This window comes from Janthinobacterium sp. TB1-E2 (assembly GCF_036885605.1).
GTDB lineage: Bacteria > Pseudomonadota > Gammaproteobacteria > Burkholderiales > Burkholderiaceae_D > Janthinobacterium > Janthinobacterium aestuarii.
This window is the reverse complement of record NZ_CP142523.1, coordinates 2,123,267-2,146,747: the sequence shown is the minus strand read 5'-3', so window position 1 is coordinate 2,146,747 and position 23,481 is coordinate 2,123,267. Positions and strand designations below refer to the sequence as shown.

Annotated in this window: 22 protein-coding genes; 7 read left to right on the top strand and 15 right to left on the bottom strand. The window is 64.2% G+C overall.

Features of this window, described 5'->3' with window-relative positions; all coding sequences use genetic code 11:
- Position 1: 1 nt before the first annotated feature.
- Positions 2-910 (bottom strand): diacylglycerol/lipid kinase family protein, encoded by a 909-nt coding sequence (locus OPV09_RS09690; RefSeq protein WP_413774603.1) that lies wholly within the window; start codon positions 908-910, stop codon positions 2-4.
- A gap of 12 nt (positions 911-922) precedes the next feature.
- The gene (locus tag OPV09_RS09685; protein ID WP_254671690.1) at positions 923-1,681 is read right to left on the bottom strand and encodes a phosphatase PAP2 family protein; all 759 of its coding nucleotides are present in this window, start codon (positions 1,679-1,681) and stop codon (positions 923-925) included.
- 141 nt (positions 1,682-1,822) lie between these two features.
- Between OPV09_RS09685 and OPV09_RS09680 the strand changes: the two genes are divergently transcribed.
- Entirely contained in the window at positions 1,823-2,047 is a 225-nt protein-coding gene (locus OPV09_RS09680) for a hypothetical protein (RefSeq protein ID WP_010396348.1), read from the top strand.
- Between the two features lie 107 nt (positions 2,048-2,154).
- Here OPV09_RS09680 and OPV09_RS09675 read toward each other — a convergent pair whose 3' ends face one another.
- From OPV09_RS09675 to OPV09_RS09660, 4 genes are all read right to left on the bottom strand, one after another.
- On the bottom strand, positions 2,155-3,255 hold the full coding sequence (locus OPV09_RS09675) for an AI-2E family transporter (RefSeq protein ID WP_070304113.1): 1,101 nt from the start codon (positions 3,253-3,255) through the stop codon (positions 2,155-2,157).
- Between the two features lie 89 nt (positions 3,256-3,344).
- Positions 3,345-4,535: a DUF1501 domain-containing protein gene (locus OPV09_RS09670; RefSeq protein ID WP_070304114.1), complete on the bottom strand. Its 1,191-nt coding sequence runs from the start codon at positions 4,533-4,535 to the stop codon at positions 3,345-3,347.
- 11 nt (positions 4,536-4,546) lie between these two features.
- The gene (locus OPV09_RS09665; RefSeq protein WP_219329650.1) at positions 4,547-6,091 is read right to left on the bottom strand and encodes a DUF1800 domain-containing protein; all 1,545 of its coding nucleotides are present in this window, start codon (positions 6,089-6,091) and stop codon (positions 4,547-4,549) included.
- A 96-nt stretch (positions 6,092-6,187) separates the two neighbouring features.
- A complete protein-coding gene (locus tag OPV09_RS09660) occupies positions 6,188-7,093 on the bottom strand; it encodes a LysR family transcriptional regulator (protein ID WP_338681422.1) in 906 nt (301 codons plus the stop codon).
- A 171-nt stretch (positions 7,094-7,264) separates the two neighbouring features.
- On the opposite strand from OPV09_RS09660, the gene OPV09_RS09655 reads away from it, so the two are divergent.
- On the top strand, positions 7,265-8,281 hold the full coding sequence (locus tag OPV09_RS09655; RefSeq protein ID WP_338681420.1) for a zinc-binding alcohol dehydrogenase family protein: 1,017 nt from the start codon (positions 7,265-7,267) through the stop codon (positions 8,279-8,281).
- Here the strand turns inward: OPV09_RS09655 and OPV09_RS09650 are convergent, their stop codons facing one another.
- Together OPV09_RS09650 and OPV09_RS09645 are read right to left on the bottom strand one after the other, a co-directional pair.
- Positions 8,282-9,562 (bottom strand): glycerate kinase, encoded by a 1,281-nt coding sequence (locus OPV09_RS09650; RefSeq protein WP_338681419.1) that lies wholly within the window; start codon positions 9,560-9,562, stop codon positions 8,282-8,284. It abuts the gene before it with no gap.
- A gap of 32 nt (positions 9,563-9,594) precedes the next feature.
- On the bottom strand, positions 9,595-10,926 hold the full coding sequence (locus OPV09_RS09645) for an MFS transporter (protein WP_338681418.1): 1,332 nt from the start codon (positions 10,924-10,926) through the stop codon (positions 9,595-9,597).
- A gap of 142 nt (positions 10,927-11,068) precedes the next feature.
- Here OPV09_RS09645 and OPV09_RS09640 point away from each other — a divergent pair, with 142 nt between their 5' ends.
- Both OPV09_RS09640 and OPV09_RS09635 read left to right on the top strand, forming a co-directional pair.
- Positions 11,069-12,232, top strand: a complete 1,164-nt coding sequence (locus tag OPV09_RS09640) for a sugar diacid recognition domain-containing protein (protein WP_338681417.1) — start codon at positions 11,069-11,071, stop codon at positions 12,230-12,232.
- 45 nt (positions 12,233-12,277) lie between these two features.
- Positions 12,278-12,631, top strand: a complete 354-nt coding sequence (locus tag OPV09_RS09635) for a YnfA family protein (RefSeq protein ID WP_139090895.1) — start codon at positions 12,278-12,280, stop codon at positions 12,629-12,631.
- Here the strand turns inward: OPV09_RS09635 and OPV09_RS09630 are convergent, their stop codons facing one another.
- Positions 12,632-13,033, bottom strand: a complete 402-nt coding sequence (locus OPV09_RS09630; protein WP_338681414.1) for a TerB family tellurite resistance protein — start codon at positions 13,031-13,033, stop codon at positions 12,632-12,634. It abuts the gene before it with no gap.
- A gap of 64 nt (positions 13,034-13,097) precedes the next feature.
- Positions 13,098-14,060 (bottom strand): TerC family protein, encoded by a 963-nt coding sequence (locus OPV09_RS09625; protein WP_314606932.1) that lies wholly within the window; start codon positions 14,058-14,060, stop codon positions 13,098-13,100.
- A gap of 159 nt (positions 14,061-14,219) precedes the next feature.
- Between OPV09_RS09625 and nhaR the strand changes: the two genes are divergently transcribed.
- Entirely contained in the window at positions 14,220-15,119 is a 900-nt protein-coding gene (gene nhaR / locus OPV09_RS09620; RefSeq protein ID WP_034759014.1) for a transcriptional activator NhaR, read from the top strand.
- A 6-nt stretch (positions 15,120-15,125) separates the two neighbouring features.
- Here nhaR and OPV09_RS09615 read toward each other — a convergent pair whose 3' ends face one another.
- Positions 15,126-16,136 (bottom strand): zinc-binding alcohol dehydrogenase family protein, encoded by a 1,011-nt coding sequence (locus tag OPV09_RS09615; RefSeq protein WP_338681409.1) that lies wholly within the window; start codon positions 16,134-16,136, stop codon positions 15,126-15,128.
- Between the two features lie 94 nt (positions 16,137-16,230).
- On the opposite strand from OPV09_RS09615, the gene OPV09_RS09610 reads away from it, so the two are divergent.
- Entirely contained in the window at positions 16,231-17,151 is a 921-nt protein-coding gene (locus tag OPV09_RS09610) for a LysR family transcriptional regulator (RefSeq protein WP_338681407.1), read from the top strand.
- Positions 17,152-17,234: 83 nt separating this feature from the next.
- Positions 17,235-18,575 carry a chloride channel protein gene (locus tag OPV09_RS09605; RefSeq protein WP_338681406.1) on the top strand — a complete coding sequence of 447 codons (1,341 nt, stop codon included), beginning with the start codon at positions 17,235-17,237 and terminating at the stop codon, positions 18,573-18,575.
- Here the strand turns inward: OPV09_RS09605 and OPV09_RS09600 are convergent.
- The 4 genes from OPV09_RS09600 to msbA form a co-directional block, all read right to left on the bottom strand.
- Positions 18,565-19,014, bottom strand: a complete 450-nt coding sequence (locus OPV09_RS09600) for a MarR family winged helix-turn-helix transcriptional regulator (protein ID WP_235194348.1) — start codon at positions 19,012-19,014, stop codon at positions 18,565-18,567. The two genes, OPV09_RS09605 and OPV09_RS09600, sit on opposite strands and share 11 nt — an antisense overlap.
- A 132-nt stretch (positions 19,015-19,146) precedes the next feature.
- On the bottom strand, positions 19,147-20,280 hold the full coding sequence (locus OPV09_RS09595) for a toxin-antitoxin system YwqK family antitoxin (protein ID WP_338681403.1): 1,134 nt from the start codon (positions 20,278-20,280) through the stop codon (positions 19,147-19,149).
- 8 nt (positions 20,281-20,288) lie between these two features.
- A complete protein-coding gene (locus tag OPV09_RS09590) occupies positions 20,289-21,404 on the bottom strand; it encodes a toxin-antitoxin system YwqK family antitoxin (protein WP_338681401.1) in 1,116 nt (371 codons plus the stop codon).
- 156 nt (positions 21,405-21,560) lie between these two features.
- On the bottom strand, positions 21,561-23,396 hold the full coding sequence (gene msbA, locus OPV09_RS09585) for a lipid A export permease/ATP-binding protein MsbA (RefSeq protein ID WP_034759026.1): 1,836 nt from the start codon (positions 23,394-23,396) through the stop codon (positions 21,561-21,563).
- Between the last annotated feature and the right edge of the window lie 85 nt (positions 23,397-23,481).

Below are 23,481 nucleotides of genomic sequence, written 5' to 3'. Positions count from 1 at the left end.
TTTACTCCCCAGAAAGTGCCGGTGCGGGCACCAGCACGGCCAGCGCGGCCTTGCGGATGCGGTACTGCAGCGGCGTATTCATGATCGTCACTTCGCCATCGGTCGCCACGCGCAGGCGGCGGTGGTGCGTGGCCACCTCCAGGTCGGTGGCCGTCAGCACATCAAAATCCTTGGCCTGCGACAACTTGCCGAACAGCGCGTGCAAGGCCAGCTTCAACAAGCCCAGGCGGCCAGGACGCTGCGCCACGTACAAGCTCAGCTGGCCGCCATCGAGCCGTTCGCGCTCGCCGATATTCAAGCCTTCCATCATGTATTCATTATTACCGATGAAGACGAATGGCGTGCGCCGCGCATGCACGGCGTCGTTGAGTGTCAGTTGCACGCTGAGGAATGGGTAGCGGCGCAAGGCAGCCAGCAGGGCCCAGCTGAAGGCCAGCCACTTGCCCCGTCCCAGCCGCCGCTGCTGCTTTTCGCGGTCGCGCACGATATCGGGATACAGGCCCAGGCTGGAATTGTTCAGGAAGATACGGCCATTGACTTCGCCCACGTCGACCTGGTGCGGCACGCCCTGCGCCACGTTGGCAATCGCCGCATCGAGCTCGAGCGGAATATTCAAATCCTTGGCGAAATGGTTCAAGGTACCCAGCGGCAAGACGCCGAACGGCGTGCCGCTGCCCACGACAACGGACGCGACGGCGTTGATGGTGCCGTCGCCGCCGCCGGCTACGACGATGGGCGCGCCATCGCGCAGGGCTTGTTCGGCCGTGGCGATCATCTCGGTGCCGCTTTGCGCCAGGGTGATGTCGGCGTCGAGGCCCACGGCGGCGAATTTCGCTTCGAGCTGCTGCGCCCAGTCGGGCGCATAGCCGCAGCCGGCGCCTCCGTTGATGATGACTGCAATTTTGCTCAGGACAGTTTCCCCTTATTTGGTTTGCCGGATATGCCGGCGCCGGCGCAGGGTCGACACGCCGGCGATGCAGATGGCCAGCCAGCCATAGCTTTCCGCCATGGCCGCCAGCACATCGCTCAGGTAATGCGCGCCCAGGTAGATGCGGCTGAAGCCCACCAGCGCCGCCATCAGGAAAGCGCCCAGAGCGATGGCGATACGCTTGCCCCAGGCGCCCGGCGCCGTCTGGCAAATCAGGTAGGCGGCCAGCAAGCCGTACAGGGCTGTCGAGGTGGCAGTATGGCCACTCGGAAAGCTGTAGGTGCTCAGGGCCGTCTGCAGGATGGGCTCGTCAAAGCTGGGCCGCGCGCGGACAAAAATGTACTTTAGCAGCAGGTTCAAAAACATGACGCCCGGCATGGTGATGACGAGGGTAAACAGCCAGTAATCGGCGCCCTTGCGGTGCAGATACCAGCCCAGCAAGGTGGCCAGGATGATGGCGCCGATCACGCCATGCATGTGCGTGACGACCAGAAGGCAAGTGGTGATCCACGGCACGGCATGCTGGTTGAACCACTGCGCCACCTGCAAGTCGATCACGGTAATTTGCTCCATGCCCATCACGGCTTCGGCAATCTCGTGGAAGACGACGATGGCCACCAGCATCAGGGCCACGCCCACCGTCATATGCAGGCCCAGCTCGCCCTCGGGCGACAGGCGCGCCTCGACGAAGCGGCGCAGTTTCGTGGTCCAGCCCGTGGTCATGCTCATGTCATTTTTCTCTTGCAAACTCATCTCTCTTTCCTGTTCCCGGTGATGATCAAAAAAACCACACCAGTAAAAAAATACTGTTTATTCATACAGTAGCTGTGTATTCATACAGTAGTTATGCTATTCTGATGACTCGTTCAACACATCTCCCTCAAAGGAATTGTCATGGCAACATTGAATAGCGGTTTTGGCTCACGGTTCGGCCTGGAATACGCCCCAAGCTCTTTCCTCGTCCGCATGGGCAAGCGCGAAATCCTCGTCTGCCGCGACTTCCGCAAGCGCTACTACACCGTCAATCCCCTGATCGAGTGCGGTACGGGCATCGAGCCGGGCTATGTTGAAGTGCTGCTGATGCGCCGTTGGTTGCTCATTCTATCCAAGGCACATTAAGAATGACTTTAAAACAAGGTACTCGTACCCTGTTGTAAAGTCAGCTCCGTCCGGCCACGCCGGGAGCGCGCCAGTACCGGCCAGCGGCAACGCTGGCCGACCCCTCATTACTGTGTGCGTTCCGGTGCGGCCGGGCTGGCAGGTGTTTGCACTGGCAGCGTCGTGTCAAACACGTTCGCTTCGTACCAAAGCGTGACGAACAGCACCATCACGACGGGGCCGATGAACAGGCCCACGAGGCCCAGGGTTTCCACGCCGCCCAGAATGCCGAACAGTACGGCCAGGAAAGGCAAGCGGGTGGCGTTGCCGATCATGCCGGGGCGCACGAAATGGTCGGCCACGAATAGCACCACGGTGCCCCACGCGGCCACGCCGATGGCGGCGCCCACACTGCCCTGGAAGACCAGCAAGGCAGCCGCACACAGATAAGCGAGCGGCGCGCCGAACGGGATGATGGCCAGGATGCCCGTGGCAAAGGCCCACAGGGCCGGCGACGGCAAGCCGGCGATGGCGTAGGCGATGCCGATCAGCACGCCTTCGGCCAGGCCCACCAGCACCAGGCCGTTGACGGTCGCGCGGATGGCGGTGGGAATTTTTTGCGCATAGCGGCCCCACCGTTCGGGGCGCAGGAAATGGCTGCCGACGGCCGTGATCTGGCGCGTCAGCGCTTCGCCATCCTTGTAGAAGAAAAACAGGCATAAAAACGCCAGGCCAAAATCGACCAGGCGGTGGAACACGTCCGCGCCCAGCACCTTGAGCATGTCGCGCGCGGAATGAAAGCCGCCCACGGCGCTGCCCGCAAAGAAGTGGCCGAGGCCGTGGGGCTGGCTCAGGGTGGCTTGCCACCAGTCGCCGATGGCGCTGCCGGCCAGCGGAATGTGCGCCACCCAGTCCGGCACGGGCAAGCCGTCCGTATTCGCATGCACGACGAAATTGGCCAGCACGGGCACTTCGCGCGCCGCCTGCGCCACGCCGAACAGCACGGGAACGATGAAGATGCAGGCGAACGCCAGGGTCAGCACGGCCGCCGCCACGATGGGGCGCTGGCCCAGGGCCGCGCGCACGCGCAAATACAGGGGCCAGGTGGCCACGCACAGGATGCCGGCCCACACGAGCGGCAAAAAGAAACGCTGCATGACGAACGCCGTCACGGCGATCAAGGCCAGGGAAAAACCTGCGCTGACAATATCGCGCTGAGTATCGTTCATGCCACTCCATTCGTGCCCGGCGCCATGGAGCGCCAGTATTGGCTACGCGCCAGTTGCGCAGGCGTAGCGTAACACGGCGGCATTCCGCTTTAGACGAGGCCCAGTTCCGCAGGCTTGACGCCGGCAAACACGTGGTCGAGCTGCGCGGGGGTCAAGCCGAAGGTGCGGCGCAGCAAGCCTCCCAGCACGGCCCGGTACTCATTCAGCACGGGCATGTCGCGGTTCTGGAACAGCGTCGCCTGCGAAATCGCCACCTGTTCGCCCGCCACCTGCTTGCCTTTGATGCCGCCGCCCAACACCCAGAACACGCTGCCGTGGCCATGGTCCGTGCCGCGGTTGCCGTTTTCGCGGAAGGTACGGCCAAATTCGCTGACCACGACGACCACGGTATTGCGCCACTCGCTGCCCATTTCCTGCGAGAACGCGGCCAGGCCACGCCCCAGCTCATCGAATCGCCCCGCCAGATAGCCGTTCGCGCCGCCCTGCCCCACGTGCGTATCCCAGCCGCCCACGTCGACGAAGCCCAGGTTGTATTTATCCTTCATCAAGCGGGCGATCCGCTGCGCTTCCAGTTCAAAGCCCTTGGTACTGATGGCGTTGCGGTTGGCCGCCTGCATCTCGCCCGTCAATTCCTTCGTCACATCGTCGCGCACGGCAAATCCCGCACTGACCGGTTGCTGCAGGGGCGTGCCCTTGTACATGGCCGCGATGACTTGGCTTTGACGCGCATCAATGCCCGACTTGCCCACCGAGCGCAATCCCATGTTCGGCACTTGCACGCCGCCCTGGAAGATCAGCGGCAACTGGTCCGTGAAGGAAATGGCGTGGTTGCCTTGCTTGGCATTCAAGCTTTGCGCCAGCCGGTTCAAAAAGCCTGAGCGGAAATCGCGGCGCCCGCCGATCTCTTGCCCCAGTTCGATGCTGTCCTGCGTCTCGAAGTGGCTGCGCGTCAGATCCGTCGTGCCCGCAAACGGAATGAAGGCCGCCTCGCCACCCATAAACATGGGATAGATGGTTTCGCGCAAGGCCGGATGCAGGGCCCAGTCGGTCGTCAAGGCCAGCGCGCCGTTTTCCTCGCCCGGTTTCGCGATGGCGATATTCGGCCGCGAGGCATAGTAAAAATCGCTGCCGATGGGCACCAGCAGATTGTTTGCGTCATAGCCGCCGCGCAAAAAGACGAACAATAGCTTCGCATTCGTGGCGGGCGCGGCCAGCAAGCTGCCCGCATGCGACAACAACGGCGCGGCGGCCAGGGCTTTCAACAAGTCACGACGGTTCATGACAATTCCTTTCAGCGGTGCATCATTTCGGGCGACGAGAGCAGGAAGGTATTCCACTCCTGCGGCGAAGCGGCCTGCTCCAGGGCTTGCCGCGTGGCCGGGCTCAAGGTCGGCTGCAGCGACTGGTAATACAGGGCGCTGGCCAGCTGGGGAAACGCCACCTTTTCCTGCGGCTGCGGGCCATCCGTCTTGAACAGGCCGGCGCTGCCCGAGCCGATAGTGCGGGCGATATCGAAACGCGTCGTCATCTGGCCGGGGCTGGCCCAGGAGGCATCCGTCAAGGGATAACCGTCCGGCGTCTGGCGGCCGTACAGAGGCTGGCCCATGCGCGAGAGCCAGCTCAGCATGGGGCCCGCATTCAGGATGGGCTTGTCGTCATAGCTGAGGCGCACGGCCGACACCACGTAATGCATGGGGTCCTTGAATTTCTTGCCCAGCGACTGCTTGAATTCGGGACTGTTGAACATGGTTTGCAGCACGTCGGCGATCATGCCATCGCTCTGCTGGAAGGTGGCCGCCATGCGCGCCACCAGAGGCGCGGGCGGATTATCGCCGACGAAATACTGGGCCAGCTTGCCGCTGATGAAATGCGCGGTGGCGGGACTGCGGCTCAAACGATCCAGCGCTTCATCGAGCTCGGCCAGTCCCCTGCCCTTCACCGTTTGTCCTAGGAATTGTTTATCGCCGTAATCGTGGCGGTTCGGGTTGAATTCAAACAAGCCCCGGCGCACGTATTGCGACTGCAGCGCCGGTTTCACCTTTGGCGTATCCGGTCCCAGGTTAACGCCCACGCCTGTCAAGATGCGCGCCAGTTCCTGCACGTCCGTCTGGCTATAGCCGCCGTTGACGCCCAGCGTATGCAGTTCCATCAACTCGCGCGCATAGTTTTCATTGATGCGCTTGGCGGCATTGGCTTCATTGTCCAGATAGCGCAGCATGGCCGGATGGTGGACGGTCGCGCCCAGCAAGTCGCGGAATTTTCCCAGCGCGTGCGGCGCGATGGCGTTCGCCTCGTAATCGCCAACCATGGCGCGCAAGTTGTGCTTGCCCTGGTGCACGCTGAAATGGTTGAGCCAGAACCAGCTCAGCTGCTGCTGCAGCTGATTAGGCGAATACACGTCCAGCAATAGAGAACGCGTAGCCGCTTCGCGCGCCAGGCGGTTGAGCTCCTGCTGGTAATCTTTTTGCGCCTGCTGCTTGGCCATGTCGTCCATGACGGCAGCCGACTCCTTGCGCTTTTGCTCCACGGACATGACGAGCTGATCGAGGGGCACCTGGCTGATCGTCATGGCGTCGATCTGGGCCTGCACGGCGGATGGCAGGCTGGCTTTACCCGGGTGCAATTGCGCCTGCAGATAACGCTGCCAGCCTTGCGCCTGCATCTGGCGCGCGCTGCCGGCGTTCACGCCCCAGCTGACCCTTTCCAGCAAGGCAATGTCCTGCGCGGAACTGGTCTGTGCACGATGATCGGCCTGGACGGCGGGTCCGGTGGCGGCACAGCCGGCCAGCAACAGCAGGGAAATCAAGGTTGTCGGCAACAGTCGGTTGGGGGTCATGGCGGTCCTTCAAGCGGTTTCAACCAGAATGCCTGAGGGTACGCCCAGGTTGACCTGCGCATGATTGCCATTTGCAACGAGTTGTAATCAATAATGTTATTTATGCAATTCCGCGCACTTGTCGCGCAGGAAGTCGCGCAGCTGCAGCACCAGCGGCGTCACTTGCGCCCGGTGCATGCAAAGCAGTTGCAAGGGCGCGGCCTCGCCCGCCACCTCGGGCAGCAGCACGTGCAGGCGGCCGGCGGCCACGTCGCCGGACACATCGAGCCGCGATTTATAGGCGATGCCCAGGCCTGCCACGGCCCAGCGGCGCACCAGGTCGGCATCGTCGGCGCTGCGGTTGCCGCTCACATCTATCGTCACCTGCTCGCGCTGCGGCAGGCGGTAAAAGGTCCAGCGGTCGTGCAAGCCGTCTTCCAGCGCGAAGCGCAGGCAATTGCGCTGCGACAAGTCTTCCAGCTCCAGCAGGGGTCCATGTTCGCGCAGGTAGACGGGCGACGCCACCAGTACCCGGTCGTTGGCGGGCGCGATGGGCATGGCGACCATGCTCGAATCGTCTTGCTGGCCATAGCGGATGGCCACGTCGACTTGCTGGCGCACCATGTCGGCCACCCGGTCGCTGACGCTGAGCTGGTAATGCAGCTTCGAATGGCGCGACTGGAATTCGTCGAGCCAGCCCAGCATCAGATTGCGGCCCAGGTCCGAGGGCATCGCAATTTTCAAGGTTCCGCCGAAACTGTCCTTGCCGGCCAGCAGCGCATCGTGGCCGGCGCGCAGCAGGCGCAAGGCTTCGCGCGCGTGTTCCAGGTATTGCGTGCCTTCCGCCGTCAGGCTCAGCGAACGGGTCGTGCGGGCCAGCAGGCGCAAGCCCAGCTCCCCTTCCAGGCGCTTGACGGCGGCGCTGGCCAGCGCGGGCGAAATGCCGATCTCGCGCGCGGCCGCCGACAAACTGCCGCGGTCGGCCGTGCGGACAAACACCTGCAAGTCATCGAGTCGCAGCAATTTTCAGTATTCCTTTGAAAGTGTTTCGGTACGCGCCCCCTGTTTCCAGGGCGAGAAAATGGCCATGATACGTCAAGCCCGTATGGCCATGCCAACAATGGCGTCGGATTACGGTCCTTCGGACCTATTCCGACCTACGCCTACTCCATCACTGCTACCGAAAGAACACCCATGAAAGCCATCGCCTACCGCCACAGCCTGCCCATCACGGATGCCGGCGCCCTGCTCGACATCGAGCTGCCCGTGCCCGCCGCCACGGGGCGCGACCTGCTCGTCGCCGTCAAGGCCATTTCCGTCAACCCCGTCGATACCAAGGTGCGCAAGAACCGCGCGCCGAAAGACGGCCAGCCGGAAGTGCTGGGCTGGGATGCGGCCGGCGTCGTCACGGCCATCGGCCCCGACGTCACCCTGTTCCAGGTCGGAGATAAAGTCTGGTACGCGGGCGCCATCAACCGTCCCGGCAGCAACAGCGAATTCCAGCTGGTCGACGAGCGCATCGTCGGCCACATGCCGGCCAGCCTGGACTTCGCGCCGGCCGCCGCCCTGCCCCTGACCGCCATTACGGCCTGGGAACTGCTATTCGACCGCCTGCAGATCAGCCGCGACAAGAATCTCACCGGCAAGTCGCTGCTGGTGATCGGCGCGGCCGGCGGCGTCGGTTCCGTGCTCGTGCAACTGGCGCGGCAACTGACGGGCGTGACCATCATCGGCACGGCCTCGCGCGCGGAAACGGCGGACTGGGTCAAGAAACTGGGCGCCCACCATGTGATCGACCACAGCCTGCCGCTGGCGCAGGAAATCACGCGCCTGGGTTTGCCGCCCGTCGATTACGTGATCAGCCTGAACCAGACCGACAAGCATTTCGAGCACATCGTGGAACTGATCGCGCCGCAAGGCAAGTTCGCCCTGATCGACGACCCCGAGCATATCGACGTGCGCAAGTTCAAGGGCAAGAGCGTGTCGCTGCACTGGGAACTGATGTTTACCCGTTCGCTGTTCCAGACGGCCGACATGATCAAGCAGCATGAATTGCTCGAGGAACTGGCGCAGCTGGTCGATGCTGGTATCATCAAAACCACCCTGGCCGAGCGCTTCGGCACGATCAATGCCGCGAATTTGAAGCGCGCGCATGCCCTGCTGGAAAGCAACACGGCAAAAGGCAAGATCGTGCTGGAAAATTTCCAGTAATCAGGTAATCAAAATGGCCCGAAAATCATTAACATTCGTCAATGTCGGGCCCGTGATCACGCTATCGCCCAGCGCCTGGAAGAAGCCGTGGCCATCGTTGTTGTCCAGGCTGTCGCGCGGTTTGATGCCTTGCGCCCAGGCCCGTTGCAGGGTGTCGGGCGCCAGGACCGCGCCGGCGATGTCTTCCTGGCCGTCGACGCCATCCGTGTCGCCGGCCAGCGCGTAGATGCCCTCGTGTCCATCGAGCGCGATGCCCAGCGCCAGCAGGAATTCCACATTGCGCCCGCCGCGGCCATTGCCGCGCACGGTGACCGTCGTTTCGCCGCCCGACAGCAGCACGCACGGAGCGGGAAACGGCTGGCCACGCAAGGCCGTTTGCAGCGCGATGCCAGCCATTACCTTGCCCACGTCGCGCGCCTCGCCTTCCAGGCTGTCGCCCAGGATATACGGCGTGACACCGGCTGCGCGCGCCACCGCTGCTGCCGCTTCCAGCGCCATCTGCGGCGTGGCGATCAGGGTCGTGCGCGTGCGCGCCAGGCGCGGGTCATCGGGTTTCACGGATTCACCGCGCCCGCTTTCCAGGGTCTTTCGTATGCTGTCCGGCAAGTCCATGCCATAGCGGCGCACGATGGCCAGCGCGTCCTCGCACGTGGTCGCGTCGCCCACCGTGGGGCCGGAAGCGATGTCGCCCAGCTTGTCGCCAGGCACGTCGGAAATGGCCAAAGTGATGACTTGCGCCGGATGGCAGGCGGCCGCCAGTCTGCCGCCCTTGATGGCGGACAAATGCCGGCGCACGCAATTCATTTCGCCGATGCTGGCGCCCGACGCCAGCAGCGCGCGGTTCAGCGCCTGCTTGTCTTCCAGGCTGATGCCGTCAAGTGGCAAGGCCAGCAGCGACGAGCCGCCGCCCGAAATCAGACACAGCACCGTATCGTCAGCGTGCAAATTGCCGACCAGTTCGAGCATGCGGCGTGCCGCGTCCATGCCGGCCGCATCGGGCACGGGGTGCGACGCTTCGACGATCTCGATGCGTTCGCACGGCACGGCATAGCCGTAGCGCGTGACGACGAGCCCCGACAACGGCCCCGGCCAATGCCGTTCCACGGCTTGCGCCATGGCGGCCGACGCCTTGCCCGCACCGATGACGATCAGCCGGCCCTTGGGCGCGGGCGGCAGATGGGGCGGGATGCAGTGCGATGGCTGGGCCGCGGCGATGGCGGCCTGAAACATGGCTTGCAGCAAGGCGCGCGGTGGCGGTGGCGGTGGCAGGGTCGTCGTCATGGTCTATTCCTCCGGTTCGATCAGCGGTTCACTTAGCGATTAACGATGCGCGCGGGAACGCGCAGCACCAGTATGGCGCCCAGCAGCATGACTGCGGAAAGAATATACAGGGCCACGTCGGTGCCGCCCGTCGCATCCTTGATCCAGCCGACGAGGAAGGGGCTGACGAAACCGGCCACCTGGCCCAGCGAATTGATCAGCGCCAGGCCGCCGGCCGCCGCCGCGCTGCCGAGAAACGCCGTCGGCAAGGGCCAGAACATGGGTAGGCCGGACAGCGCGCCCATGGTCGCCAGCGACAGGCCGATCAGGGCGACGACCACGTTGCCGTGCGCCTGGGTCGCCAGCAGCAAGCCGCACAGCGCCATCAGCAAAGGGCCGCTCAAATGCCAGCGGCGTTCCTTGTGCTTGTCGGCCGAACGGCCCACCCAGATCATGAAGATGCTGGCGCACAGGTAGGGAATGGCGCTGATCCAGCCCACGGCCACGGGGCTGGCGAAACCCAGCGACTTGACGATGGTGGGCAGCCAGAAGTTGATCGCGTACACGCCCATCTGGATGCAGAAATACACGAGGCCCAGCATCCACACATGCTTGTTGCGCAGCACGCTGGCGAAGGTGTCGGCCGTATTCGCGCCGTTGCGGCGCTGGCGTTCGTCCTCGTCGAGGTCGGCGCGCAGCAGCTGCTTTTCTTCGGCATTGAGCCACTTCGCCTGGGCGATGCCATCGTTCAGCAGCACGTAGACGAGAAAGCCCAGCAGCACGGTGGGAATGCCCTGCAGCAGGAACATCCATTGCCAGCCGGCCAGGCCGCCGTGGCCCGCGAACGATTGCATCATCCAGCCCGACAAGGGGCTGCCCAGCAAGCCGGAAATGGGGATGGCCGACATGAACAGGCCCATGATGCGGCCCCGGCGCGACGCGGGATACCAGTTCGTAAAGTACAGCACGATGCCGGGGAAGAAGCCCGCCTCGAACACGCCCGTGATGAAGCGCAGCGAATAGAACGCGGCCGGCGTGGTGACGAACATCAGGCAGGCCGAGGCGATGCCCCAGGCGATCATCAGGGTGCCGATGACCTTGCGCGCGCCCAGGCGGTGCAGCAGCAGATTGCTGGGCACGCCGCTGGCCACGTAGCCGATGAAGAAGATGCCCGCGCCCAGGCCGTACACGCTTTCGCTCCATTGCAGCGCATCGAGCATTTGCAGCTTGGCAAAGCCGACATTCACGCGGTCCAGGTAATTGAACAGATAGCAGATGAAGATGAAGGGGATCAGATGCAAGGTGACCTTGCGGTAGGCGCCTTCGCGCACGCGGTCCTGCGCGGACGCGCCGGCGGACAGGCTGGCGCCTGGATGGGTGGTCATGGGTGTCTCCTGACTATTTTTTTATGGGATACGGCCAGCCCATCGTACAATCGCCGGCAGAAACAGTCATCGTGCGGATGCATGAAGAAATATTGGTGCTTTATACGATGATTCCATGCAAATGCACAAGACGGACCACCATATGCCGAATATTGACCTTCCCCTGGCGCAGGACATCGTCCAGCGCACCATGCACATCATTCCCTTCAGTGTGAACGTCATCGATGCGCGCGGCGTGATCCTGGCCAGCGGCGATCCGCAGCGCGTGGGCGACCTGCATCCGGGCGCGCAACTGGCGCTGGCCCGGCGCGCCAGCGTGGAAATCGGCGCGGCCGACATGGCCAGGCTGCCGGGCACGCGGGCCGGCATCAACCTGCCCCTGACGGTGCGCGGCGAGATTTGCGGGGTGCTGGGCCTGACGGGCGAGCCAGATGCCGTGCGCCAGTTCGGCGAACTGGTGCGGGCCATGGCGGAAATGATGCTGGAGCAGGCGCGGCTGGTCAGCGAGTTGCAGCATGAAAAGCGCTACCGCGAGGAATTCGTGTTCCAGCTCGTCTACCGCACGGGGATTTCGGACGCCAGCATGCAGGCGTGGGCGGCGCGTCTGGCGGTCGATTTGCGCGTGCCGCGCGCCATGTTCGTGCTGGAAATACCGGATGCGGGCGAAGGCCCGGGCGAGCGGCTCGACCAGGTGCTGACGCAGTTGCAGCAAGTGCAGTCCGACCTGTCGGCCCGCTGGCCTGCCTTGCTGATGGCCGTCGTCTCGCCGGGCGAACTGGTGCTGCTCGACGCCTTTCCCGCCAGCGGCCCGCAGCAGGCGCGCGCGGCGCAAGCCAGGCAGCGCCTGCTCGAACTGCACCAGGTGGCACAGCAGGCGCTCACGCCACCGGCCACCCTGGCCATGGGCGTGGCCTTGCCGGGCCTCGATGGCGCCACGGCTTCGTATGAATCGGCGAAGCAGACGGCGCGCGTGGGGCGCGCCCGCGATGGCGGGCACACTACTTTTTCTTATCTGGAACTGAGCCTGCCCGTGCTGCTGTCCGGCCTGCAAGCGGGTTGGCAGGCCGAGCAATTGCGCCAGACCCTGGCGCGCCTGCTGGCGCACGACCGCAAGTCGGGCACCCTGATGCGCACCCTGGCTACCTGGTTCCGCCACCACAGCCACCCGATGGCCACGGCCAGGGCCCTGCACATCCACCGCAACACGCTCGATTACCGGCTGCAAAAGATCGCCGAATTGACGGGGCTGGACCTGGACGACACGGATGACCGCCTGCTGCTGTATGTCGCCCTGCAACTGAATTGACAGATGCCCGTCTACAATGTCGGCTGACCGCACAACAGGAATAGCATGAACGACGCCATCGAATGGACCAGTCTTGCCCGCACTTTCGGGCTGTTTACCGTTACGGCCGTGGCCGAACTGCTGGGCTGCTACCTGCCCATGCTATGGCTGAGCAACAAGGGCAGCGCCTGGCTGCTGTTGCCGGCCGCCCTCAGCCTGCTGGTCTTCGTGTGGCTGCTGACCTTGCATCCGGCCGCCAGCGGGCGCGTGTATGCCACGTATGGCGCCATCTATATCGCCACGGCGCTGGGCTGGCTGTGGCTGGTGGACGGCGTCACGCCCGCCTGGACCGACGTCGCCGGCGTAGGCCTGGCCTTGGCCGGCGCCGCCGTCATTGCCATGGGGCACAAGGCGCAGTAATTACGCCGCATGCCGGCGGAAGTTGGTTTCCGCCGACCACGCCGCACTGGCGCGGGCCAGCAACACGGCTTCGCCATCGGCCAGCCAGTCGTCCGCATCGGCGATCTTCCACATGGCTTGCAGCAGTTTGCGGCGCAAGTCCGGCTCGGTGATTTCATCGAGCAGGCTGTCGATCACGCCATTGGCCAGTTGCACGGCGCCATGCACGGTCGATGTCAGCATGTCATCGCACAGGTCTTGCAGCAATTGCTGGAAGGCGGCCGGCTCCAGATCGATGTGATCAAGGATCTTGCTGCGGTGCATCGCTTGCAGCTCGGCGCTGGCCAGGTTGCCATCGACCACCATCATCAGGGCCAGAATACGTCCCGCTGCCTGGGGACTGTTCATTGCATAGGTACGCATAGTTCCACTTTCCATTCTTGGTTAAAAAGCGCGCCCCGCCATTGCAGGGCGCGCGGTACGGCATTTACTTCTTGTCGCTGCGGGTGATGAACACGCTGGCCACGCAGCTAGCCACGATCAGGACCGCCACCACCAGCAACGAGGCTTCGACGGGCACGTGATACCACGGCATGATCAGCATCTTGGCGCCGATGAACACCAGCACCATCGCCAGGCCATACTTGAGCATGTGGAAGCGGTCGGCCACGTCCACCAGCAGGAAGTACAGGGCCCGCAATCCCATGATGGCGAACAGGTTCGACGTGAAGACGATGAACGGGTCCGTCGTGATGGCGAAAATCGCCGGGATCGAATCGACCGCGAAGACCAGGTCCGTCACCTCGATCAGGATCAGCACGAGGAACAGCGGCGTGACATAACGCAAGCCACCCTTTGCCACGAAGAAACGCTCGCCGTGGTCGCCGTCGGCCACCCGCAAGTGGCGGCGGGCAAAGCGCAGCACGGGGTTGTTCGCCACGTCCGGTTCCGCATCGGCCGCCACCAGCATGCGCATACCGGTCACCAGCAGGAAGGCGCCAAACAGGTACAGCACCCAGCTGAACTCGCTCACTACCCACGCACCGGCCATGATCATCACGGCACGCATGACGATCGCGCCCAGCACGCCATAGATCAACACGCGGCGCTGGTACTGGATCGGCACCTGGAAGGCGCTGAAGATCAGCAGGAAGACGAACACGTTATCGACCGACAGGGCTTTCTCGATCAGATAGCCGGAGAAAAATTCCAGCGCCTTCTGGTTGGCGATCTCGGGACCGGCCGTGCCGTTCAGGTACCACCACAGCCCGCCGTTGAACAGCAGGGCCAGGCTGACCCATACGAGCGACCACGTGGCCGCTTCCTTGACGCCGACCTTGTGCGCCTTGTTGCCGCCAAAGACGAACAAGTCCAGCGCCAGCATCACCAGGACAAAGGCGATGAAACCGGCCCACATGGGTGCCGTCGCAATACTTTCCAGGCCGTTCATCGGCGGCCTCCGCAACTGTCTGTTTGTATCCAGAAGTCCATGACACTCTCCTTGCATGAATTGAGCAGCCATCATAGTCTGAATATAAACATCGAACAAATCGAATATAATTTAAGAATACATCGAAAAACTCGATGCATTAATCCGCCGGGAAAAACCATGTCGACACTCAACTTCAAGCACTTGCGCTATTTCTGGATGGTGGCCAAGACGGGCAGCATCGCGCGCGCGGCCGAGCAGCTGCACCTGACGCCGCAATCGATTTCCGGCCAGCTCAGCGAGTTTGCCGACACCCTGGGCGTGGAACTGTTCCGCCGCAGCGGGCGCCAGCTGGAATTGACGGACACGGGCCGGCGCATCCTCAGCCATGCCGAAAGCATTTTCAGCACGGGCGATGAATTGCTGGAAATCGTGCGCGACCAGTCGCGTACGACGACGACGACCTTCCGCGTGGGCTGCGCCGATTCCGTCTCGAAACTGATCGCCTGCCGCCTTGTGGAGCCGGCGCTGGGACTGGCCGAGCCGCTGCGCATCATTTGCCGCGAAGGCCGGCTGGCCAGCCTGCTGGCGGATCTGGCCGTGCACCGGCTCGACCTCATCATGGCGGACCGTCCCATGCCGGCCCACTTGAGCGTGCGCGGCTTTAACCATTTACTGGGCGAAAGCGGCATGACCCTGTTCGGCACGCCAGCCCTGGCCGCCACGCTGAACGGCGGCTTCCCGCAATGCCTGGACGGCGCGCCGCTGCTGCTGCCCGGCGAAGACTTCGCCATCTACGGACGCTTGCTGCAATGGCTCGGCGACAACAACCTGCACCCGCGCATCGTCGGCGAGTTCGACGACAGCGCCATGATGAAGGCGTTTGGCCAGTCCGGCGCCGGCCTGTTCTTCGCCCCCACCGTCATCGCGCCCCAGGTGTGCGAGCAATACGCCGTGGTGGCGCTGGGCCGGGTCGACAGCCTCGTCGAGCAGGTGTATGCGATCACCACGGAACGGCGCTTGCGCCACCCGGCCACCATCGCCATCAGCCAGAGCGCACGGCGCGAGCTGTTCGTGTAAATCCGTTCAGCCGCTGACGGCGATCTTGCCCGGCTGCCCGCCCCGCTCCAGCAGCGCATGCGCGCGCCGCAAGGTGGCCGCGTTCATCGGCGACAAGCGCTGCCGCAGCGTATGGCGCAGCACGCCATCGTCCAGCAGCCGCGCCACGCGGTTCAGGATGCGATGCTGCTCGATCATGTCTTCGGTGGCAAACAAAGGCCGCGTAAACACCATTTCCCAGTGCAAGGAGATGCTCTTGCCCTTTAGCGACGCCGCATCGAAAACATCGTGGTCGTCGATGACGGCCAGCTTGCCGTGCGGCGCGATGAGCTCCACCAGTTGCGCGATATGTTGCGCCGTGTGCGACAGCGCCGCGATGTGGCGCACGGGCGCTACGTTCAATGCCGCCACCTGCGCCGGCAGGGGTTGTGTATGGTCGATCACGTGGTGCGCGCCCATGGCCCGGCACCAGTCGCCGCTGTCGCCGCGCGAGGCCGTGGCAATCACCGTAAAACCCGTCAGCTGGCGCGCCAGCTGGATCAGCAGCGAGCCGACGCCGCCCGCGCCGCCCAGCACCAACAGGCTGCCCCGCTCCTGCCTGTCGCCAGGCGCGATGGCAAAACGCTCGAACAGCAGCTGCCACGCCGTCAGCGCCGCCAGCGGCACGCTGGCCGCCTGCGCAAAGTCCAGGGTCGCCGGCATACGCCCCGCGATGCGCTCATCGACCAGGTGATATTCGGCATTCGCGCCCGCGCGGTCGAACGAACCCGCGTAATACACGACTTGCCCCGGCGCGAACAGGGTCACTTCGCTGCCCACCACATGCACGACGCCGGCCGCATCCCAGCCCAGAGTCGTGACGGCATCGGGTACCGTCACCAGCCCCGCGCGCACCTTGGTGTCGAGCGGATTGACGCCCACGGCGCGCACCTGCACCAGCACGTCGCGCGGGCCGGGCACGGGCATCGGGCCTTCCATGTCGAACAGGCCGCCTTGTTCGTCCACACTGCTTCCTTTCTTGAAACCAATCATCTTCATGGCATGCTCCAGGTAAATCCGCATGGTAAGCAGCCACGCGAGAAAGAAAAATATGCTTCAATGCGTTTCACACCTGACCAAACTGTCATGAATCATGCAAGACATCGATAATCTCTCCGGAGTGGTTCTGTTCGTGCAACTGGCGCAGGCGGGCAGCTTTGTCGCCGCCGCGCGCCAGGCCGGCATTTCGCCGTCGGCCGTCAGCAAGAGCCTGGCCCGGCTCGAGCAGCGGCTGGGCACGCGCCTGTTCCAGCGCAGCACGCGTCAGCTGAGCCTGACGGCGGAAGGCAAGCTGTTCCTCGCACGTAGCGAACGCATCCTGGCGGAAATGCAGGCGGCGCAGGAGGAACTGGCGGGCACGCTGGCGCCGCGTGGCCGCCTGCGCCTAGGCTTGCCGGAACTGGGCAGCGTTTTCCTGCCCGCGCTGGCTGATTTTTCCCAACGACACCCAGCCATCGCCCTCGACCTGGACTTTTCGGACGCGCTGGCCGATGTCGTCGGCGATGGTTTCGACGCTGTCATCCGCATCGGCGCACCGCGCGATTCCCGCCTGGCCGCCCGCAAGCTGGGCCAGTTCCGCTCCTGCCTCGTGGCCTCGCCCGCCTACTTGGCGCGCCACGGCACGCCCAGCCATCCCCTTGAACTGCAACAACATGCCTGCCTGCACTACCGCTTCCGCCACAGCGGCAAGGTCGAACAGTGGCAGCTGCGCCAGCAAGCCGAGGCGCCGGCGCCGGATTTGCCACTGTCCATGGTCTGCAACAACGTCGAAGCGCGGCTGCACTTCGCCCGGCAAGGCCTGGGCATCGCCTGGCTGCCCGACTTTTATGTGCACTCGGCCATCGCTGACGGCAGCCTCATCGAAGTGCTGAGGGACTACGCGATCGCCGCCCATCCGGCCCACAGTTGCTGGCTGCTGTGGCCATCCGGGCCGCACCTGGCGCCGAAAGTACGGGCGCTCGTCGATTTCCTGGCCGAAACAGACATACTGTTGTCAGCCGCCCACGGAAGATGAGGCTCAAATACATTTGAGCAAATACATCTATATAATGGCAAGTCTCCCCGACGCCCTGCGCGCCCCTTCCTGGACTTGCCGCAATGAAGCACTTGCACGATATTCCCTCTGCCTTCAAGCATGAATTTGCCAACCCGCGCCTGTGGTGGTCGCGCGCCGTCGTCGTCGGCATGGCCGCCATCGCGGGGCTCGTCGTCGTCGGCTTTACGTGGCTGGCGGAGGAAGCGCTGGACCTGTTTCTCTTTTTTAACGGCAAGGCCTGGTGGTTCGCCCTGCTGTGGACGCCGGCCTGCGCCGCCCTGCTCGTCTGGCTGACGCGCCGCTACGCGATGGGCGCGGCTGGTTCCGGCATCCCGCAAGTGATGGCGACGCTGGACCCGGCCGTGGCGCCCGAGCAGCGCTCGCTGTTCGTGTCGCTGAAACTCAGCGCCGCGAAAATCGTCCTGACGGCGGGCGGCTTGCTGGGCGGATTGTCGCTGGGGCGCGAAGGACCGTCCGTGCAGATCGCCGCCGGCGTGATGCTGGCCGCGCGCCGCTGGCTGCCCCGTCACTCGCAGGTGAGCGCCCATTCCCTGCTGGTGGCCGGCGGCGCGGCCGGCATCGCGGCTGCCTTCAACACGCCGCTGGCCGGCGTCATGTTTGCCATCGAAGAATTGTCACGCTCGCCCGAGCAGCGCAACAGCGGCCTCATCGTCGCAGGTATCGTGCTGGCCGGCATGATGGCCGTGTCGATCCACGGCAACGCCACCCACTTCGGCATCATCCACCCGGGACCCATCGGCCTGGCGCTGGCCTTGCCAGGTTTACTCGTCACTCTGGTGGCGGGCGTGGCGGGCGGCCTGTTTGCGCGGCTGCTGCTGGCGTCCGCCCGGGGCAATCCGCTGGGAAAATTGTCTGCGTGGAGAAAAGGCCGGCCCGTGCTGTTCGCCGCCGTCTGCGGTGTGCTGGTGGCGGCCATCGGCATCGCCAGCCATGGCGCCACATTCGGCAGCGGCACCGTGGCCACGCGCGCCATGCTGGAAGGCTCGTCCGACGTGGCGCCCGCCTTTGTCGCCTTCAAATACGTGGCGACGTGGCTGACCGTGTGGTCGGGCGTGCCGGCAGGCATTTTCGCGCCCTCCTTGGCCATCGGCGCCGGCATCGGCCACGATATCGCCGTGCTGCTGCACTACCCGCATGCGCCCGCCCTGATCGCGCTGGGCATGGTGGGCTTCCTGGCCGCCGCCACGCAGGCGCCGCTGACGGCGTTTATCATTGTCATGGAAATGGTCGACGGCCACGGCATGGTGCTGAGCCTGATGGCCTGCGCCGTGGTGGCCAGCACGGTGTCGCGCGTGCTCAGCGAGCCGCTGTACGGTGCGCTGGCGCAGCTGCAGTTGCAGCGGCTGCCGCTGCAGCAAGCGGGCCGGGAAACTACATCGTAAACGGAAACGGCTGCATGCCCGCCTGCCTGTCATCGGGGGCGACGACGGCCAGCAAGGCACTCAAACCCTGGTTCAGGTGGGCCAGGCTGGCAGCGTCCAGCTGGGCCAGGGCGCTGGGCAGCAAGCCGCGCGCCGGCTGCGGTGCGCCGGCGATCACGGCCTGCCCTTCCGCCGTCAGGGTCAGGGTCACCACGCGCTGGTCGGGCTGGTCGCGCGCCTTGCGCACATAGGATTTTTTCACCAGTGCCTCGACCAGGTTGCTGGCCGTCGTCTGGTGGATCGACATCTTGCCGGCCAGCTCGCCCATGCGCAGGCCCGGCCGCTCCAGCAATTCCTGCATCACCCACAATTGCGCGCCCGACACACCGCATTGCTTCTCGATCTGCGCCGAATGCCGCTGCGCCGCGCGCATGACGACGCGCATGTTTTGCAAGGCCATGCCCTGCGCCCTGGCTATCGCCGATACTTCCGCTTCCGCCACCATTGCCTCCAGTTATCCCGCCGGCTTCGCGCCTGCTGGCGGGCCGGAATCCGTACATGATACCTGCAATGGCGGGCGTCCCCCTACTGCCTATTGACCGGCGGGCACTTGCACTCCGGCCTGCCAAGTCTTCTCCCACACCTGTTTACCCCGCTTATCCCAGCGGCGCTCGATGCCGTGCTTCTTGCCGTGCTCATACGGCACAAGCTGCAGCAGACTGCCGTCGCTCGCCCAGACTTGCAGCAAGCCATGGCGCTGGCCATCGCGCATCGGAATGACCTTGGCGCGCACGCCGTTGTCATACCATTCCGTGACATCGCCCTGCTCGCGCCCCTGTGCGTCCTGCTGCCAGGCGATCGACGGCTTGCCATTGCGGCCCCACTTCTGCATGCTCAGCAGCTTGCCCTTGCGGTACAGGGCCTTTTGCGCCAGTTGGCCATTGTCATGGCTTTCAAACGACCAGCCATCGGCTTCGCCATCCACCCAGACCTTGCGCGCGAGCACCTTGCCATCTTCGGCAAGAGTAAGGAATTCGCCATCCTGCTTGTCATTCATAAAATGACTGCGCTGGAACAGCTTGCCATCAGCGTAAAACACTTCCTGCAAGCCATGCATCTTGCCGCCTTTCAGGAAGGCGCGGCTGCTCATCCTGCCATTCGGCCCGTACGATACGTACTCGCCATCGGCCATCTGCTTGCCGTGGTAGCTGATACGGTTCATCAGTTGGCCATTTTCATGGTAATTCTCGGAGATGCTGTCGCGCCCGTTCGCCAGCACGGTCACGCGCTGCTTGACCTGCCCGTTTGCATAGAATGACGTGCTGCCCGTCAGTACATTGCCCTGGGCATCGAGCCGCTCATCGCGGGCCAGCTGTCCATTCGGGTAATACCACTTGCGCAAGTGGAGGAAGCTGGCCTGGCTCAGATCGGGGCCGGTGGCGTAGGTTTCCAGCGCCACCGTGCCCGGTGCATCGGGGAACTCCAGCAGCACATGCCAGGCGCCCAGCGCCTCGTCGCGCACGGGCGCCGTGCGCAGCGCATAAGCGGCGTGGCGCACATCGCTCGCCGCATAGTCTTCGTCCAGATAGACGCTCTTGTCCTGCGCCTGCTGTTGCCCCTGTGCCGGAGCCTGCTCCTGCGCCGCCAGCGGCACCGCCGTCATGAGCGCAGCCAGCAGCACCAGGCGCATGGTCCGTCGATATGGCTGGCCGGTCCCAATATGCATGTTAGCCACTACTTCGCCGCCACCGGCTGGCCATCCTGCCATGCCTGTTCCAGCACCAGCTTGCCGGCCTTATCCCAGTGGCGCTCGATGCCGTGCTTCTTGCCGTGTTCATACGGCACGATTTGCCGCGGGCTGCCGTCGCTGTACCAGGTTTGCAGCAAGCCGTGGCGCTGGCCTTTGACGAACGGGGTCACGCTGGCGCGCACGCCGTTGGCATGCCACTCCGTCGTATCGCCGTGGTCACGCCCCTGTGCATCTTTATGCCACGCAAAAATGGGATGGCCATTCGCTCCCCACTTTTCCAGGCTGAGCACGTTACCTTTCTGGTACAGCGTCTTGTTCGACAGTTTTCCATTGCCATGGCTTTCAAACGACCAGCCATCGGGCTGGCCGTGCACCCAGACGGTTTTGGCCAGCACCTTGCCGTCCTGCGCATACGTGACAAACTCGCCCTCGCGCTGGCCATCGACGAACTGTCCCCGTTGGAACAGCTTGCCATCGTCATAAAACGATTCCTGCACGCCATCCATCTGGCCATTGCGTTGATACGAGCGGCTGCTGACGGCCCCGTTCGCGCCATACGACACGTGCTCGCCATCGGCCATCTCGTCGCCGTGATACAAGATGCGGCTCATCAGCTGGCCATTCTCGTGATACGTTTCCGAGATGCTGTCGCGCCCGTTCGGCAGCGCCGTCACCTTCTGCTTGACCTGGCCGTTTTCAAAGTACACGCAGCCGCCGAGCAGCTCCTCGCCCTGGTCATTGAAATAGGTTTCGCGCAGCAACTGGCCATTCTCGTAGTAGGACTTGCGAAAACGCACGAACTTGACCTGGCTCAAGTCCAGGTCCGTGGTGTAGGTTTCAAAGGCCAGCACGCCCGGCGTGTCGGGAAATTCGAGGCGGATATGCCAGGCGCCCAGCGCCTCGTCGCGCACGGGCGGCGTGCGCAGCGCATACACGGCGCGGCGCTGGTTGCTTGGCATGAAATTTTCATCCAGATACATAGTCTGGTCTTCCTCCTGTAGGGTTGGCGTTGGCGCCGCCGGCGACTCCTGCGCCGCCAGCGGCAAGGCTGCGCCCAGCGCGGCGGCCAGCAGCCAGCGCATCGTTTGTTGATTTTTCATGTTGTTCCATTGTTCATGTTGCTTTGCGGCCACCATCATAAAGGCAAGCGCCCTGCGCCATGGGCACGATTGCCGCCCCATGAAAAAAGGCCGGGACGGACCTGCTGGTCCGGCTCCGGCCCGGCGGATGCGCTGGCACGCCAGACGCGCCACACCTCAGCCCACGCTATCCTTGACTGGCGACAACTGGCTCGCATGCAGGCGCGCATACGCGCCACCCTGCCGCAGCAAGTCGCCGTGGCTGCCCGATTCCACCAGGCGCCCGCCCTGCATGACGACGATGCGGTCGGCGCTTTCGATGGTGGACAAACGATGGGCGATGACGATGGTGGTGCGGTTGCGCATCAGCACTTCCAGCGCGGCCTGCACGGAACGCTCCGACTCAGTATCGAGCGCGCTGGTCGCTTCGTCCAGAAGCAAAATCGGCGCGTCCTTGTACAGGGCGCGCGCGATCGCCAGGCGCTGGCGTTGTCCGCCCGACAGGCGTGAACCGTTCTGCCCCGCCTGGGTGGCGTAGCCTTGCGGCAGTTGCATGATGAAGTCATGCGCATAGGCGGCGCGCGCCGACGCTTCGATGCGGGCCTGGTCCGGGGCCGGGTCGCCGTACGCGATATTCGCCGCCATCGTGTCGTTGAACAAAATCACATCCTGGCTGACGAGGGCAAACTGGCGCCGCAGGGCCAGCAAGGCGTAGTCTCGCACGTCGACGCCGTCGAGCAGGATCTGGCCGCCGCTGACGTCGTAGAAGCGCGGCAGCAAGCCCAGCAAGGTCGTCTTGCCGCCGCCGGAACCGCCCACCAGGGCCACCGTCTCGCCGGCGCGAATGTCGAGCGTGATATCGCTCAAGGCCGTGGGCGCATCGGGGTCGTCGCTGTTGTAGCGGAACTGCACGTTCTGCAGGGACAAATTGCCCTGCACGGCCGCCGGGGCCACTGTGCCCGGGTCCGGTTCCAGCGGCGTGTCGATCAGGCCGAACACGGACTCGGCCGCCGCCAGGCCCCGCTGCAGCGGCTCATTGATCTTCGTCAAATTCTTGATCGGCGACTGCATGGCCATCAAGGCGCCCATGAAGGCAACGAAGGCCCCTGGCGTGATGGCGCCGCTTTGCGCGCGCAGCATGGCGAAATAGATCACGGACGACAGGGTAATACCGACGAGCATCATGATGAAGCCGGAATTCATGGCCGACGTGGCCGCATGCTTGACGGCCAGCTGGCGGTTGCGCTTGACCACGTCGACGAAGCGCGCCTGCTCATAATCCTGGCCGCCGAAAATTTTCACCACGCGCTGGCCGGCGATGCTTTCGTCGAGCACGGACGTCAGCTCGCCCACGGCTTGCTGCGAACTCTTGCTCAAATGGCGCATGCGGCGTCCCGCCAAGGTCACGACGATGGCCACGATGGGCATCGACGCCATGCAGAACAGGGCCAGTTTCACGTCGATGCTGAACAGCAGGATCAAATAGCCGACGGTGGCGACGGAATCGCGCACCATCACGTTGAGCACGTTCAAGCCCGCCTGCGACACCTGACTGGCGTCGAAGGCCACGCGCGACTGCGTCAAACTGGTGGTGGTGGTGTCGAAGAAGCGGCTGGGCAGGCGCATGATGGTGGCGAACATTTTTTCGCGCAAATCGGCCTGCACCCGGCTCGATAGCCAGACGGAACCGTAATCGCCGGCAAAGCTCGACACCATGCGCAGCACGGCCAGGCCCAGGATGGTGGCGGGAATCACCCACAAGTCCACCTGCCCCGCCTGTGCCGGCAAGAAACGGTCGACCCAGCCCTGCAGCATGCCCATCACGCCGGACGCGGGCGCGACCTGCGTGCTGGCCGTCGTACGCATGGCATCGACGACGTTTTGCAACTGGCGGATTAACAACACATCGGTGGCGGACGCCACGCCCACGGCCAGCAAGGTGGCGGCAACGATGGCGCCATAGCGGCGAAACTGGCCGGCCAGGCGGAAAAACAGGAGGCGACTTTGCTGCATGCAGGTGAGAAAAGTGAGGGTAAAGCGTGATTCTAACCGCTGCCAGACTTACCTAGAGGAAAGTCGCACCTTGCCGGTGCAGAAC